General features: G+C 71.2%; 16 protein-coding genes. 6 read left to right on the forward strand and 10 right to left on the reverse strand.

Annotated elements, in window-relative coordinates:
- Nucleotides 1-66: 66 nt before the first annotated feature.
- Both BGO91_RS21875 and ychF read left to right on the forward strand, forming a co-directional pair.
- Complete coding sequence (locus BGO91_RS21875) at nucleotides 67-813, forward strand: class I SAM-dependent methyltransferase (RefSeq protein ID WP_290474839.1); 747 nt, start codon at nucleotides 67-69, stop codon at nucleotides 811-813.
- A gap of 32 nt (nucleotides 814-845) precedes the next feature.
- Entirely contained in the window at nucleotides 846-1,919 is a 1,074-nt protein-coding gene (gene ychF, locus BGO91_RS21880; protein WP_290474840.1) for a redox-regulated ATPase YchF, read from the forward strand.
- A 739-nt stretch (nucleotides 1,920-2,658) separates the two neighbouring features.
- On the opposite strand, the gene BGO91_RS21885 is transcribed toward ychF, so the two are convergent.
- The gene (locus BGO91_RS21885; protein WP_290474841.1) at nucleotides 2,659-3,156 is read right to left on the reverse strand and encodes a DUF427 domain-containing protein; all 498 of its coding nucleotides are present in this window, start codon (nucleotides 3,154-3,156) and stop codon (nucleotides 2,659-2,661) included.
- Nucleotides 3,157-3,206: 50 nt separating this feature from the next.
- On the opposite strand from BGO91_RS21885, the gene BGO91_RS21890 reads away from it, so the two are divergent.
- On the forward strand, nucleotides 3,207-3,794 hold the full coding sequence (locus BGO91_RS21890) for an LON peptidase substrate-binding domain-containing protein (protein ID WP_290474842.1): 588 nt from the start codon (nucleotides 3,207-3,209) through the stop codon (nucleotides 3,792-3,794).
- Between the two features lie 176 nt (nucleotides 3,795-3,970).
- On the opposite strand, the gene BGO91_RS21895 is transcribed toward BGO91_RS21890, so the two are convergent.
- Nucleotides 3,971-4,318, reverse strand: coding sequence for a YciI family protein (locus tag BGO91_RS21895; RefSeq protein ID WP_290474843.1), 348 nt, complete (start codon nucleotides 4,316-4,318; stop codon nucleotides 3,971-3,973).
- 154 nt (nucleotides 4,319-4,472) lie between these two features.
- On the opposite strand from BGO91_RS21895, the gene BGO91_RS21900 reads away from it, so the two are divergent.
- A complete protein-coding gene (locus tag BGO91_RS21900) occupies nucleotides 4,473-4,865 on the forward strand; it encodes a DUF2510 domain-containing protein (protein ID WP_290474844.1) in 393 nt (130 codons plus the stop codon).
- Nucleotides 4,866-4,994: 129 nt separating this feature from the next.
- On the opposite strand, the gene BGO91_RS21905 is transcribed toward BGO91_RS21900, so the two are convergent.
- Nucleotides 4,995-5,537, reverse strand: coding sequence for a sugar O-acetyltransferase (locus BGO91_RS21905; protein WP_290474845.1), 543 nt, complete (start codon nucleotides 5,535-5,537; stop codon nucleotides 4,995-4,997).
- A gap of 47 nt (nucleotides 5,538-5,584) precedes the next feature.
- On the opposite strand from BGO91_RS21905, the gene BGO91_RS21910 reads away from it, so the two are divergent.
- Nucleotides 5,585-6,151, forward strand: a complete 567-nt coding sequence (locus BGO91_RS21910; RefSeq protein WP_290474846.1) for a GNAT family N-acetyltransferase — start codon at nucleotides 5,585-5,587, stop codon at nucleotides 6,149-6,151.
- Between the two features lie 82 nt (nucleotides 6,152-6,233).
- Here BGO91_RS21910 and BGO91_RS21915 read toward each other — a convergent pair whose 3' ends face one another.
- From BGO91_RS21915 to BGO91_RS21935, 5 genes are all read right to left on the reverse strand, one after another.
- A complete protein-coding gene (locus tag BGO91_RS21915) occupies nucleotides 6,234-7,010 on the reverse strand; it encodes an ABC transporter permease (RefSeq protein ID WP_290474847.1) in 777 nt (258 codons plus the stop codon).
- Entirely contained in the window at nucleotides 7,010-7,798 is a 789-nt protein-coding gene (locus BGO91_RS21920) for an ATP-binding cassette domain-containing protein (protein ID WP_290474848.1), read from the reverse strand. Before BGO91_RS21920 ends, BGO91_RS21915 begins: the two co-directional genes overlap by 1 nt.
- Nucleotides 7,795-8,169: a DUF1048 domain-containing protein gene (locus BGO91_RS21925; RefSeq protein ID WP_290474849.1), complete on the reverse strand. Its 375-nt coding sequence runs from the start codon at nucleotides 8,167-8,169 to the stop codon at nucleotides 7,795-7,797. Before BGO91_RS21925 ends, BGO91_RS21920 begins: the two co-directional genes overlap by 4 nt.
- Before the next feature lies 1 nt (nucleotide 8,170).
- Nucleotides 8,171-8,503, reverse strand: coding sequence for a PadR family transcriptional regulator (locus tag BGO91_RS21930; RefSeq protein WP_021765170.1), 333 nt, complete (start codon nucleotides 8,501-8,503; stop codon nucleotides 8,171-8,173).
- Between the two features lie 139 nt (nucleotides 8,504-8,642).
- Nucleotides 8,643-9,302 (reverse strand): alpha/beta family hydrolase, encoded by a 660-nt coding sequence (locus BGO91_RS21935; RefSeq protein WP_290474850.1) that lies wholly within the window; start codon nucleotides 9,300-9,302, stop codon nucleotides 8,643-8,645.
- A 94-nt stretch (nucleotides 9,303-9,396) separates the two neighbouring features.
- On the opposite strand from BGO91_RS21935, the gene BGO91_RS21940 reads away from it, so the two are divergent.
- A complete protein-coding gene (locus tag BGO91_RS21940; RefSeq protein WP_290474851.1) occupies nucleotides 9,397-10,461 on the forward strand; it encodes a nitronate monooxygenase in 1,065 nt (354 codons plus the stop codon).
- A gap of 170 nt (nucleotides 10,462-10,631) precedes the next feature.
- Here BGO91_RS21940 and BGO91_RS21945 read toward each other — a convergent pair whose 3' ends face one another.
- Together BGO91_RS21945 and BGO91_RS21950 are read right to left on the reverse strand one after the other, a co-directional pair.
- Nucleotides 10,632-12,029 (reverse strand): MFS transporter, encoded by a 1,398-nt coding sequence (locus BGO91_RS21945; protein WP_290474852.1) that lies wholly within the window; start codon nucleotides 12,027-12,029, stop codon nucleotides 10,632-10,634.
- Between the two features lie 34 nt (nucleotides 12,030-12,063).
- Nucleotides 12,064-12,309 (reverse strand): hypothetical protein, encoded by a 246-nt coding sequence (locus BGO91_RS21950; RefSeq protein ID WP_290474853.1) that lies wholly within the window; start codon nucleotides 12,307-12,309, stop codon nucleotides 12,064-12,066.
- Nucleotides 12,310-12,386: the final 77 nt, after the last annotated feature.

Below are 12,386 nucleotides of genomic sequence, written 5' to 3' on the forward strand. Positions count from 1 at the left end.
AGGCGGGCGCGCCGCCGCATCGGCGACGCCCGGCCTCGCTCCGCCTCCCGCGCGTACGATCGCAGCATGCGCCAGCGTCACGACCGCGACCTCCTCGCCGCCTCCTTCGACCGTGCCGCGGAGGTCTACGACGCCTCCCGGCCCGGGTATCCCGCCGAGGCCGTCGCCTGGATCGCGGAGGGCGTCACGGGGCCCGTGCTCGATCTCGGCGCCGGCACGGGCAAGCTCACGGCCTCCCTCGTCGAAGCCGGGCTGACCGTGACCGCCGTCGACCCGTCGCCCGAGATGCTGCGCGTGCTCGGCGAGCGGCTGCCCGGCGTGGAGGCGCGTCTCGGCACGGGGGAGAGCCTCCCGGTGCCCGATGCCTCCCAGGACCTCGTGGTCGCCGCGCAGGCCTGGCACTGGGTCGACACCGAGCGTGCCGTGCCCGAGGTCGCGCGCGTCCTGCGGCCCAGCGGTCGGCTCGGCCTGCTGTGGAACGACCGCGACGAGCGCGTCGACTGGGTGCGCCGCCTGGGCGAGCTGATCGGCGCGGGGGATGCGTACTCCGGCGACGAGGAGGAGCCCGTCGTCGGGCCTCCCTTCGGCGAGCTGGAGCGGCGCGACGTGCCATGGACGCAGCGGCTCGACCTCGACGGGCTGCTCGACCTCGTGCGATCGCGCAGTTACTTCATCACCAAGGACCCGGACGCGCAGGCGACCGTCATCGCCTCCGTGCGGCGGCTGCACGCCGAGCATCCCGAGCTCGCCGGGGCGGCGACGATCGAGCTGCCGTACGTGACCCGCGCCTACCGGGCGGCGCTCGCGGGCTGAAGCGTGACGCCCGCCCCGTAGAATGGACGACCGTGGCTCTCACTATCGGTATCGTCGGACTCCCCAACGTGGGCAAGTCCACCCTGTTCAACGCGCTGACCAAGAACGACGCGCTCGCCGCGAACTACCCGTTCGCGACCATCGAGCCGAACGTCGGCGTGGTGAACCTCCCCGACCCGCGGCTCGACAAGCTGGCCGAGGTCTTCGGGAGCGAGCGCATCCTCCCGGCGCCCGTGTCGTTCCTCGACATCGCCGGCATCGTCAAGGGCGCCAGCGAGGGTGAGGGCCTGGGCAACAAGTTCCTCGCCAACATCCGCGAGGCCGACGCCATCGCGCAGGTCGTCCGCGGCTTCAGCGACCCCGACGTCGTGCACGTCGCCGGCAAGGTCGACGCCGCCGGCGACATGGAGACCATCAACACCGAGCTCATCCTCGCCGACCTCCAGACCCTCGAGAAGGCGGAGGCGCGGTACGAGAAGGAGGTCAAGGGCCGCAAGCTCGAGCCCATCGTGCTCGAGACCGCCCGCGAGGCCGCCGCGTACCTCAACGAGGGCAAGCCGCTCTCCACCTCCAGCATCGACCTCGAGCCCATCAAGGAGCTCGGCCTGCTGACCGCCAAGCCCTTCATCTACGTCTTCAACGTGGACGAGGACGTGCTCACAGACGACTCCCGCCGCGCCGCGCTCGCCGCCCTCGTCGCCCCGGCCCAGGCCGTCTTCCTCGACGCCAAACTCGAGTCCGAGCTCATCGACCTGGACGCCGCCGACGCCGCTGAGCTGCTCGCCTCCACCGGCCAGACCGAAAGCGGCCTCGACCAGCTCGCCCGCATCGGCTTCGACACCCTCGGCCTGCAGACCTACCTCACCGCCGGCCCCAAGGAGTCGCGCGCATGGACCATCCCCAAGGGCGCCAAGGCCCCGCAGGCCGCCGGCGTCATCCACACGGACTTCGAGAAGGGCTTCATCAAGGCCGAAGTCATCTCCTTCGACGACCTCATCGAAGCCGGCTCCGTCGCCGAGGCCCGCTCCCGCGGCAAGGCCCGCATGGAGGGGAAGGACTATGTGATGCAGGACGGGGATGTGGTGGAGTTCAGATTTAATGTCTAGCTGCCCTGGGGTTTGCCGTCCTGGCGAGGTGCCTGTTCGGTTATGCTCGCCGGATGGCCGACGAACCGACATGGTGGGCAAACGTCTCGCCCGCTACACGTGACTGGCTGGTCCAACATCGTCGCGAGCGAGTCAGTTGGCACATTCTGTCGGAGCTGCAGGGGGCCGGAGCGGGCCTCGTGCAGCCCGACCCGTCGCGCAGCGTGTTCCTCCTGACCGACGCAGATTGGGCCTGGATAGCCGACTGTGGACGCTGACGTCACGTTGCGGTTGAACCCGCATCCCGATGGGAACTACTTCGAGTCCGTTTCCCTCCTCGAGCGAGACGGCCACCCTCGTTGGGCCGCGACTCCAACCGTTGTTGCCTCCGAGGATATGCGTTGACGCTCGCATCGACGGGGACGCAATCGTCGCGCATACGCGGTCCTGCTACCGGGTACGGCCGAGTCTAGTGTGCGGCGAGGTGCTCGAGCAGGGTTCACCAAGTGAAACAGGTGGTCCTTGCCGTTATCGGAAGAGACGTTCAAATTCGACGGGACGTGGTGGAGTTCCGGTTCAACGTGTAGGCGGGCCGGCCTCGCGCCCGCTCGTCGCTGACGGAGGAGATCCCGGCCGGTTCCCGGTCGGATCCCCTCCGTTAGCTGTTTCTGGCCGGCGCGTCGCCGGTGGTTTCCTCCGTTGCCGACACTGTCCAAGGCACGTGAGTTCCGGTTCGACGTGTGTGTATCCGCGGCGGCCCTCACCACCCCAGCGACCCCGCCACCCCCTTGAACGGCCCGACCACGGCGCTCGTAATCCAGCCGCCGTAGAAGTCTCCGGGCTGCGGCGTGACGACTTCGCCGTCGACCGTGCACTCGTCCATCTGCTGCGCGTACACGGCGACGCGGCCCTGGAGTGGCTCGTACCCGGGCGACGGATGCGGGTAGTTCCACGCGCAAGCGGACCGGGCCTCGCCTCCGCCGCGCACGTCGAGATAGCGCGCGGTGCCCTTGAACTCGCAGAACGACGAACCGTCGGCGTCGGCCAGCGCGCCGGCCGCGAAGTCCGTGATCGGGAGGTAGTACACCGGTGGGTGGCTGGTCTCGAGCACCCGGACGACGTCTCGGGTGTCGACGATGAGCTGCCCGCCCAGGCGGATGGTGACACGCACGTGGACGCGCTCGATGCGCGGCGGCCGGGGGTAGTCCCAGACGGACTCCTGTCCCGGTCCTGGGATCTCGGGGCGCGGTCGGGGCACCTGTTCAGCCTACGTCAGCGGTGTTTGACTGGAGTATGGCCGCCTCACCGATGTTCCCACTCGGATCCGTGCTGTTCCCCAGCGTGCCGATCCCGTTGCGGGTGTTCGAGCCGCGGTATCTCACGTTGGTCGGCCGATTGCTCGACGAGGTCGAACCGGGGTTCGAGTTCGGCGTGGTCCTCATCGAGCGCGGATCCGAAGCCGGAGGTGGGGACCAGCGCGCCGCGGTCGGGACGATGGCGCGTCTTGTGAGTGCCGCTGCGGGAGCCGACGACCTGCTCATCGTCGGCGTGGGGACACGGCGGTTCACGGTCGAGCGCTGGGTCGACGAGGACCCGTATCCCCGGGCCGAGCTCGCGATGCTGCCGGATCTGGAGTGGTCCGACGCGCTCGCACCGTTGCGGGCCGAGGCGGAAGCGGTCGTCCGCCGTTCGATCGCCCGCGTCGCGGAGCCGCGGGCGGATGCCGATGTCGAGCTGTCGGACGATCCCGTGGCGGCGGCGTGGCAGCTGGCGGCGATCGCCCCGCTGGGGGAGTACGACAGGTACACCCTGTTGAAGTCGACATCGGTGGGAGGTCTTCTGCGGCAGGTGATCGATCTGACGTTGGAGGCGGAGGAGCTCTGGTCCGCGGGGTGAGGCAGCAGGCGCGGAGTCAATGCGGCGGCATCACGTCGTGGCGTCCCGAGTCCCGCGTCCCGGTCGAGGGCCCACTCGCAGCCAACGGAGGAGATCCCGGCCGGTATCCGGACGGATCCCCTCCGCACCCTGCCTCTGCCCGGCGCGTCGTCTGAGAACTCCTCCGCTACCAACCCCTACTGCCCGACGACCCCACCGCTGTGCACCAGCCGCACCTCGACCCCCGCATCCCCGCGGATGGCCGGGTTGGTGCGCGCGATCGCCAGGGCGGCATCCATGTCCGGCGCTTCGATGACGTAGACGCCCGCCACCGCGACGGGCGCGTCGACGAACGGGCCGTGGGTCACGCCGCTCTCGCGCACGGAGCGGGCCAGATCGCGCGGCGTGAACGCGTAGGCGGTGCGGAGGGCGCCGGATTCGGCGAGGGCGTCGCCGTGGGAGTTCGGCTCCGCGAGGTCCTCCTCGGTCGCGTCCAGGCGGTGCGCGGAATCGCCCGTGTAGATGAGGACGGCGTACTGCGGCATGGGTGTCCTTTCGGCTGGTGCGGGTGCTGCGGCTGAGGGTACTCCCGCTGCCGGATCTTCCCCGCCACAACGGGTGTGCCACCTCTTCGGGGCTGATGCGGCGTGCCTGCGGCTCCGCCAAGATCGGCAGAGACATTCGAGAAAGGCGAGACACATGGCAGCTGCGGCACAGGCCGGTTGGTACGACGACGGTTCCGGGACGATGCGGTGGTGGGACGGCGCCGTGTGGACGGACAAGGTGCAGCCGCCGCCTCCACGCGCCGGGGGCATCGGCGGGATGATCGACCGGATCGAGGCGGATGCGGTCTCGGGTGGCAAGCCGAGGCCGGCGCCGACCGGGATGAGTTACGTGGTGCTGCAGGTCATCCTCAAGGAGAAACTGTGGGGGACCGGATCCGGCAACCTCACCGAGCTCGAGCGGGCGATCAACGCGCAGGCCGCGCTCGGCTATCGACTGCACACCATCTCGACAGCCGCATCGGGGAGCAAGGGGATCGGCGGAGGCGACCGCATCCAGGCGACGATGGTGTTCGAGCGGTTGGGGTGAGGCCGCCTCGGCGCTCGCCGCAGAGGCGTCTGCCATGCGCCGGGACGTTTGCGGTGCGGCGCCCGGGCGCCGGTGTCCCGTGGCGGAGCAGTCACAGCGCGGAATGTGCGTCAGGCGCGGCGTCGCCTCTCACCACCGCCGCTTGATCGCGCCCTTCGGGCCGGCGACCAGGCTCGCCTCCGGCACGTCCTCCGCGACCACGGTCCCGGCCGCGATCACGGAGTCGCGGCCGATCGTGACGCCGGGGAGGATGGTGGCGCCGGCGCCGATCCACACGTTCTCCTCGACGACGATGGGGCCACCGGTGAGCCAGATGCGGCGGTCGTCGGTGTCGACGGGGTGGCCGACGGTGATGAAGGTGGCCTTGGGGGCGATCATGACGCGCTCGGCGAGGCGGATGCCGGCGTAGTCGAGGAAGGTGCAGTTCTGGTTGATGAAGACGCGCTCGGCCAGCTCGAGGTTGAGCCCGTGGTCGGTGAAGAACGGCGGGTAGATGGTGGTGCGGTCGGGCACCGGGCGGCCGAGGATCCTCGCGAGCAGCTCGGCCTTGCCCGCGTCGTCGTCGAACGGGAGGACGTTGAGCCGGGAGGTCAGGGCGGTCGCTTCGAGGACGCGCTCCGACATGGCCTGGAACTCGGGGCTGTGGATGCGCATGAGGAGGTCGCCGGGCATGCGCCCATGCTGCCACCGATGTCGCCGCCTCCCGCTACGCTTCCGGCATGTCCATCGAAGTGCTGCCGGCGACGGGCCGCTGGGATGATTTCGCGACGTTCATGGTGCCGCGCAAGCCCGGCGGCGGGGGATGCGTGTGCATGTCGTACCGGGATGCGCGGCTCGACATGCCCGCGCGCATCGAGTACATGCACGCGGAGTGCGAGTCCGAGCCGGGGCCTGGGGTGCTGGCGTACCTCGACGGCGAGGTGGCGGGCTGGTGCTCGGTGGCGCCGAAGTCGACGTACCGGCGGCTGCTGAACTCCCGCACCATCCCGCACCTGGACGAGGAGCTCGACCCGTGGTCGATCGTGTGCTTCGTGGTGCGGGGAGGCTTTCGCAAGCGGGGTGTGATGCACCAGCTGCTCGACGGGGCGGTGGAGCACGCGCGGGCGTCGGGGGCGACGATCGTCGAGGGCTACCCGGTCGACACGGGCGGCGAGAAGGTGGATGTGATCAGCGGCTACGTCGGCACGGTGGCGCTGTTCGAGAAGCACGGCTTCGAGCGGTACGCGGAGACGAGCGCGCACTCCGGGGGAGCGGACCGCTGGGTGATGCGGCGGACGCTGGGCTGACGCCTCCGCGGTTAAACGCGACCGCCGCCGCCCCGGGCGGGGTGGCGGAAGCCGGTGCCGGACGAGGCCGGCGGGAGAGGGTTCACCCCGCGGTGACCCGGCGGCGGTAGGCGGCCATCGCGACGGCGTAGGCGACGACCAGGATGCCGACGCACCAGGCGAGGGCGACCCAGATGTCGGTGCCGACGGGCTGGCCGGCGAACAGGGCGCGGATCGAGTCGACGATGGAGGTGACGGGCTGGTTCTCGGCGAACCAGCGGACGGGGCCGGGCATGCTCTCGGTCGGGACGAAGGCCGAGCTGATGAACGGCAGGAAGATGATCGGGTAGGCGAAGGCCCCCGCACCGTCCACGGTCTTCGCCGACAGGCCGGCGATGACGGCGATCCAGGTGAGCGCCAGGCTGAACAGCACCAGGATGCCGGCGACGCCGAGCCAGGCGAGCACGCTCGCGCCGGTGCGGAAGCCGACCAGCAGGGAGACGAGCACGACCAGTGCGACCGAGACCATCGTGGAGACGAGGGAGGTCAGCACGTGGGCCCAGAGCACGCTCGACCGGGCGATCGGCATGGACTGGAAGCGCTCGAAGATGCCGCCCTGCAGATCCATGAACAGCCGGTACGCGGTGTACGAGATGGCCGTCGCGACGGTGATCAGCAGGATCCCGGGCAGCAGGTAGTCGACGTACGAGCCGGAGAACGAACCGGTGTCGATCGCGCCGCCGAAGACGAACACGAACAACAGCATGAACGCGATCGGCATGAGCGCGGTGGTGATGATGGTGTCGAGGCTGCGCGTGATGTGGCGCATGGACCGCCCGGTGAGGACGGCGGTGTCGCTGAGGAAGGTCGCGGTGGACATCATGACTCCTTCGAGGTCGTGCCATCGCCGACGATGGCGAGGAAGACGTCCTCCAGGCTGGGCTGCTTCTCGACGTACTCGACCTTCGCCGGCGGGAGCAGCTGCTTCAGCTCGGCGAGGGTGCCGTTCGCGATGATGCGGCCCTCGTGGAGGATGGCGATGCGGTCGGCGAGCTGCTCGGCCTCATCGAGGTACTGCGTGGTGAGCAGCACCGTGGTGCCGCGGCCGGCGAGCTCCTTCACGGCCTCCCAGACCTCGATCCGCGCCTGCGGGTCGAGACCGGTGGTGGGCTCGTCGAGGAAGATCACCGGCGGGTCGCCGATCAGGCTCATGGCGATGTCGAGCCGGCGGCGCATGCCGCCCGAGTAGGTCGCGACCTTGCGGGAGCCGGCGTCGGTGAGCGAGAAGCGGGCGAGCAGCTCGTCCGCGATCGCCGCCGGCTTCTTCCGGTGCCGCAGCTGGGCGACAAGGATGAGGTTCTCGCGCCCCGTGAGGATCTCGTCGACCGCCGCGAACTGACCGGTCAGGCTGATCGAGTCGCGCACCTCGGCGGCCTTGGTGGCGACGTCGAAGCCGTTGACGACGGCCTTCCCGGCGTCGCCCTTGAGCAACGTCGAGAGGATCTTGACCGCCGTCGTCTTGCCGGCGCCGTTGGAGCCGAGCAGGGCGAAGATGCTGCCGCGCTCGACGTCGAAGTCGACGCCGCGCAGGACGCTGACCTTCTTGTAGGACTTCTCGAGCCCGCGGACCTGGATGGCGGGCCCGCGCTCGACGGTCGCGGTGGTCATTCCTCCGCCTCCTGCTTCGTCTCGGCCGCCTCGACGGCGGCGTTCAGGCGGGCGCGCTCCTTGTCGATCCAGCGCTTGCCCGTGTAGGCCTCGGCGAACGCCTCCGCGAACTCGACCGGGTTCTCCCCGACGATGTCGCGGACGGGGGTGCCGTCTGCCGCGGCGCCCTCCCAGAGGTCTACGAAGTCGCCCATCATCGTGACGAGCGTGTCGCCGTCCTCGACGCCGCCGTTGTACATGAAGTACCGCTGCACGGCCTTCGCGACGGCGTTGTAGGGCTCGGGCAGGGCCTCCAGCCGCGCCCGGTACTGCCGGTACTGCTTCTTCTGCTCGAGCGATCCGGTGATCGCCTCGACCCATTTGGCCGCCATGTCAGTTCTCCCCTTCGTGTCGGAGCTGTTCCAGTCGTTCTGCGAGGAAGCTCCACGTCCTCCAGAACTCGTCGAGGTACTCGTGTCCCGCCGTGTTGAGCGAGTACACCTTGCGCGGCGGGCCCTTCTCGGACGGGACCTTCTCCACGTCCACGAGGCCGCGCTGCTCGATGCGCACGAGGAGCGCGTAGATCGTGCCCTCGGCGATGTCGGTGAAGCCCTGATCCCGCAGCCACGAGGTGATCTCGTAGCCGTACGCGGGCCGGGCCTGGAGGATGGCGAGGACGATGCCCTCGAGGGTCCCCTTGAGCATCTCGGTCGCTTGCTTGCTCATGGACTCTCCTTCCGGCTACTCAGTGTTGCTTGGTACTGGTAGATAGTATCGCCGAGTACCGGTAGATAGCAACACTGAATAGCAAGATGGTCGGAGACGGGTGTGCGCGGCCGGTGGGGCCGCGCGGTTCACGCCGTGGTCAGGCGCGTCGGCCGACGAGCTCGTCGACGAAGCCACCGACCGCGGCCACGATCAGCTCCGCGACGCCCGCGGGATCGAGGGCCGACGAGGCGAGCGTCTTCATGCCGTGATCGACGCCGGGCACCGGGACGACCCGGATCCCGTCGCGGCCCGCCGTCTCGGCCGCAACCGCCTCCGCCGTCCCGAAGGTGTCGCGGTCGCCCTGCAGCACCAGCACCGGCGCCTCCGGCAGCAGCAGCTCGGCCAGCCGGGACTTCTCCGGACGCCCCGGAGGATGCAGGGGGAAGGCGAGGCAGACCACGGCGGCCGCTCGGACCTCCGTCGCGGTTCGGCAGGCGACCCGGGCGCCGGCGCTGCGACCGCCGACGAGCAGGGGGAGGCCCGCCGCGAGGTCCGTCACCAGCGGCGCCGTCTCCCGCCACGCGATGTCGAGCGCCTCGGGCCGGGAGGCGACCCGCTTGCCCGCCACGCGCCAGGGCTGCTCGTAGCGGACCACGGTGACGCCCGCCTCGGGCAGCGCGCGGGCGAGCGCGGCCAGGTCGACGGCGTCGATGCCGCCCCCGGCGCCGTGGCCGAGCCAGAGCAGGCCGCGCGGTGCGTCCGCCTCCGCGACGACGAGGCGGCCCGGGCCGAGCGAGGTGGGGGCGGTGATATCCATCGCCTCGACGGTACCCGGTCTGCGCCGGGGCGGCGCGGCTAGGATCGACGGGGCGGATGATCGCGCTCGCGCACAGGACCGTCGGGAGGCCGGAATGCGTTTCGCAGAGCTCGTCGGAGTGGAGCTCCCCCTGGTGCTGGGGCCGTTCGGCGGCCTCTCGTCGGCGGAGCTGACCGCGGCGGTCAGCGCGGCGGGCGGCCTCGGGTCGTTCGGGCTCTACGGCTTCACGGCCGAACGCATCCGGGCCACCGCGGCGGCCCTCCGCTCCCGCACCGACCGTCCGTTCGCCTTCAACCTCTGGCTGCCGCTCGAGCTGCCCGGCGAGCACGCGGTCGGACGCGACGAGTACGCGACGTACGTCCAGGCGCTCGGCGCCCTGTTCGACGCGGCCGTGGCGGAGCGCCCCGCCTGGCCGATCGCGCTGCCGCCCTCGTTCGACGAGCAGCTCGAGGCGGCGCTCGCCGCCGAACCCGCCGTGCTGAGCTTCATCTTCGGGGTCCCCTCGGCGGAGGTCGTCGCGGCCGCGCACGAGCGCGGGATCGTCGTCGTCGGCACGGCCACCACCGTCGCCGAGGCCCGCGCGCTCGCGGCCGGCGGGGTGGATGCGATCGTCGCGTCGGGCTCCGAGTCGGCCGGGCACCGCCCCTCCTTCCTGGCGCCCGCGGAGGACAGCCTCGTCGGCGGGCTCGCCCTCGTGCCGCAGGTGGTGGACGCGGTGGAGGTGCCGGTCGTCGCCGCGGGCGGCATCGCGGACCGGCGGGGCGTTGCGGCAGCGTTCGCCCTCGGGGCGGATGCCGTGCAGATCGGGACGGCCTTCCTCGCCACCCGGCAGTCGGCCGCCCCCGAGGCGCACCGGGCGCGCATCCGCGCGGCGGAGGCGGCGGACACCGTCCTGACGCGGGCGATGAGCGGGCGGCTGGCGCGCGGTCTGCCCAACCGCGCGGTCCGCGAGATCGAGCACGGCGGCACGGTCGCGCCGTTCCCCGTGCAGAATGCGCTCACCGGGGTGTTCCGCCGCGCCGCGAGCGAGCGGGACGACGACGAACTGCTGTCCCTGTGGATGGGGCAGAGCGCGGCCCTCGCCCGCCACGGCGACGCCGCTGACGTCATGGCCGAGCTGGCCGAGGGCCTCCCGGACCGCGCGACAGCGGCTCCCTGAGGGCGTGATGGGAGCGCGCTCCGAGTATCGCGCGACCACGGATTCCGCCCGGGCGGCGGAGAGATGATGACGAGAGTGCACTCGCACGGAGGAGGTGCGTGGGGCGACCTCGGGCGGACGTCCCACGCACCGTTGTCGCAGGAGCCCCGTGTCTGCGAGGCGGGAGCCGCTCAGGCCGCCGCGGCGCGCCCCTGCGGCCGCACGAAGACCAGCAGGCCGAGGTGCACGACGGCCAGCCCGGCCGCGACGGCGACGGCGGTGAGCCAGCTGCCGGCGGTCGTCCCTCCGGCGAAGAGCAGGCCGAGGAGGGTCGTGGCGACGATCGCGCCCACGTAGCGGGAGGTCTGGAAGATGCCGGCGGCGACGCCGCTGTCCTCCGGCCGGGCCGACGCGTAGAGCGCCTGGTTCATCGAAATGCTGACGACGCAGTAGGGGATGCCGAGGGCGGCGGTCAGCAGCAGCACCACCCACGGCGCGGTCGAGACGGCGGCGACCGCGAGCAGGCCGGCGCCGACGATGAGGGACGACGCGCCCCAGAGCAGGGTCCGGCGCAGCCCGACGCTCTCGATCGCGCGCGCGGCGAGCGGCGTGGCGACGATGGTGACCGCCGCGAGCGGGAACATCAGCAGTCCCGCGATGCCCGCCGGGTATCCCGCGTGCGCCTGCAGGTACTGCGGGAGGCCGAAGAACGCCGAGTAGTAGACCACGCTGAAGATCGCGAAGCAGAGGTACACCATCATCAGGCGGCGGTTGGCGGCGAGCAGGCGCAGGTCGAGGAACGGGTGCCGCGTGCGCAGCTCCCGCCAGACGAACGCGATGCCGGCGGCGGCGAACACCGGCAGCAGCCACCAGAGCGGCGCGGGGGAGAGGTCGAGCAGGAACACCAGGAGCGCGCTCAGTGTCGTGACGAAGAGCAGGATGCCCGGGATGTCCGACTCGGCCAGCGTGCGCGACAGCGGCACGCGCTCGCGCTCGGCGTCGGGCGGCGCGAACACCCAGACGCCGATGAACGCGAGCGCGGCGAGCGGCACGTTCACCCAGAAGATCGACTGCCAGCCGAGGAACGTCACGAGTGCCCCGCCGAGCACCGGGCCGATCGCGGCGCCGGACGTGTTGGCGATCTGGAGGCGGCCGAGCAGCCGCGGCGTGCCCACGTCCGACCCGGCCGAGAGGGGCCGCAGCATGGCGATGGCGGAGGGGAACGCGGTCGCCGTCCCGATCGCCAGGGCGACCCGGCCCGCGCAGACGGCGGCGAAGGACTGCACGAACGGCGTCACCGCGCAGGCGATCGCGACGACGACCATCCCGAACAGGAACAGGCGGCGCGGACCGAACCGGTCCGCGAGCCGCCCCATGAGCGGCTGGCCGGCCGCGGACGCCAGGTAGAAGGAGGTGATGACCCAGGTGACGGTGGTCACATCCACCCGGAAGTCGCGCTGCAACGACACGAGCGCGACCGCGATCATCGAGGAGTTGAGCGGGTTGAGCACCGTGCCGATGCTGAGCGCAGCGACGGCGGCGCCCACCCTGCTCCCACGGGGTCGCGGAGCCGGGGCGGGAGAGGTCACCCGCCCAGCCTAATCAGGGCCGGCCGGTCGGCGGTCAGTCCTGGAGGTCGTCGGTGGTGACGGGGATGGTGGAACGGTAGGGATACGCCGGCACGCCCGCGTACTCCTCCTCGTCCGCCAGCTCGTACACGTCGTACGCGAGTGCACCGGCGAAGAGGGTGGCGACGCGGATCTCGCCCGGCGGGCATCCGCCGATCAGAGGCACGACCACGACGCTGTCCAGAGTCCGGCCGTCCTCGTAGAGGAGGGCCGCTTTGATGGTTCGCGTGAGAGCGTCCATGGCCCGGACTTTACGCCGCGGCCCGTGGATCACTTGACGACGCGCCCGCCCGACGCGAAAGTGGGACGCGGAGGAAC

The sequence above is a fragment of the Leifsonia sp. 71-9 genome, from assembly GCF_001898805.1.
Classification (GTDB): domain Bacteria; phylum Actinomycetota; class Actinomycetes; order Actinomycetales; family Microbacteriaceae; genus Leifsonia.

Bases quoted from the DNA above. Each gene is read 5' to 3' on its own strand.
- BGO91_RS21875 (WP_290474839.1), top strand. From the start codon at position 67: ATGCGCCAGCGTCACGACCGCGACCTCCTCGCCGCCTCCTTCGACCGT.
- BGO91_RS21890 (WP_290474842.1), top strand. From the start codon at position 3,207: ATGTTCCCACTCGGATCCGTGCTGTTCCCCAGCGTGCCGATCCCGTTG.
- BGO91_RS21895 (WP_290474843.1), bottom strand. From the start codon at position 4,318: ATGCCGCAGTACGCCGTCCTCATCTACACGGGCGATTCCGCGCACCGC.
- BGO91_RS21900 (WP_290474844.1), top strand. From the start codon at position 4,473: ATGGCAGCTGCGGCACAGGCCGGTTGGTACGACGACGGTTCCGGGACG.
- BGO91_RS21905 (WP_290474845.1), bottom strand. From the start codon at position 5,537: ATGCCCGGCGACCTCCTCATGCGCATCCACAGCCCCGAGTTCCAGGCC.
- BGO91_RS21910 (WP_290474846.1), top strand. From the start codon at position 5,585: ATGTCCATCGAAGTGCTGCCGGCGACGGGCCGCTGGGATGATTTCGCG.
- BGO91_RS21915 (WP_290474847.1), bottom strand. From the start codon at position 7,010: ATGTCCACCGCGACCTTCCTCAGCGACACCGCCGTCCTCACCGGGCGG.
- BGO91_RS21920 (WP_290474848.1), bottom strand. From the start codon at position 7,798: ATGACCACCGCGACCGTCGAGCGCGGGCCCGCCATCCAGGTCCGCGGG.
- BGO91_RS21925 (WP_290474849.1), bottom strand. From the start codon at position 8,169: ATGGCGGCCAAATGGGTCGAGGCGATCACCGGATCGCTCGAGCAGAAG.
- BGO91_RS21930 (WP_021765170.1), bottom strand. From the start codon at position 8,503: ATGAGCAAGCAAGCGACCGAGATGCTCAAGGGGACCCTCGAGGGCATC.
- BGO91_RS21935 (WP_290474850.1), bottom strand. From the start codon at position 9,302: ATGGATATCACCGCCCCCACCTCGCTCGGCCCGGGCCGCCTCGTCGTC.
- BGO91_RS21940 (WP_290474851.1), top strand. From the start codon at position 9,397: ATGCGTTTCGCAGAGCTCGTCGGAGTGGAGCTCCCCCTGGTGCTGGGG.
- BGO91_RS21950 (WP_290474853.1), bottom strand. From the start codon at position 12,309: ATGGACGCTCTCACGCGAACCATCAAAGCGGCCCTCCTCTACGAGGAC.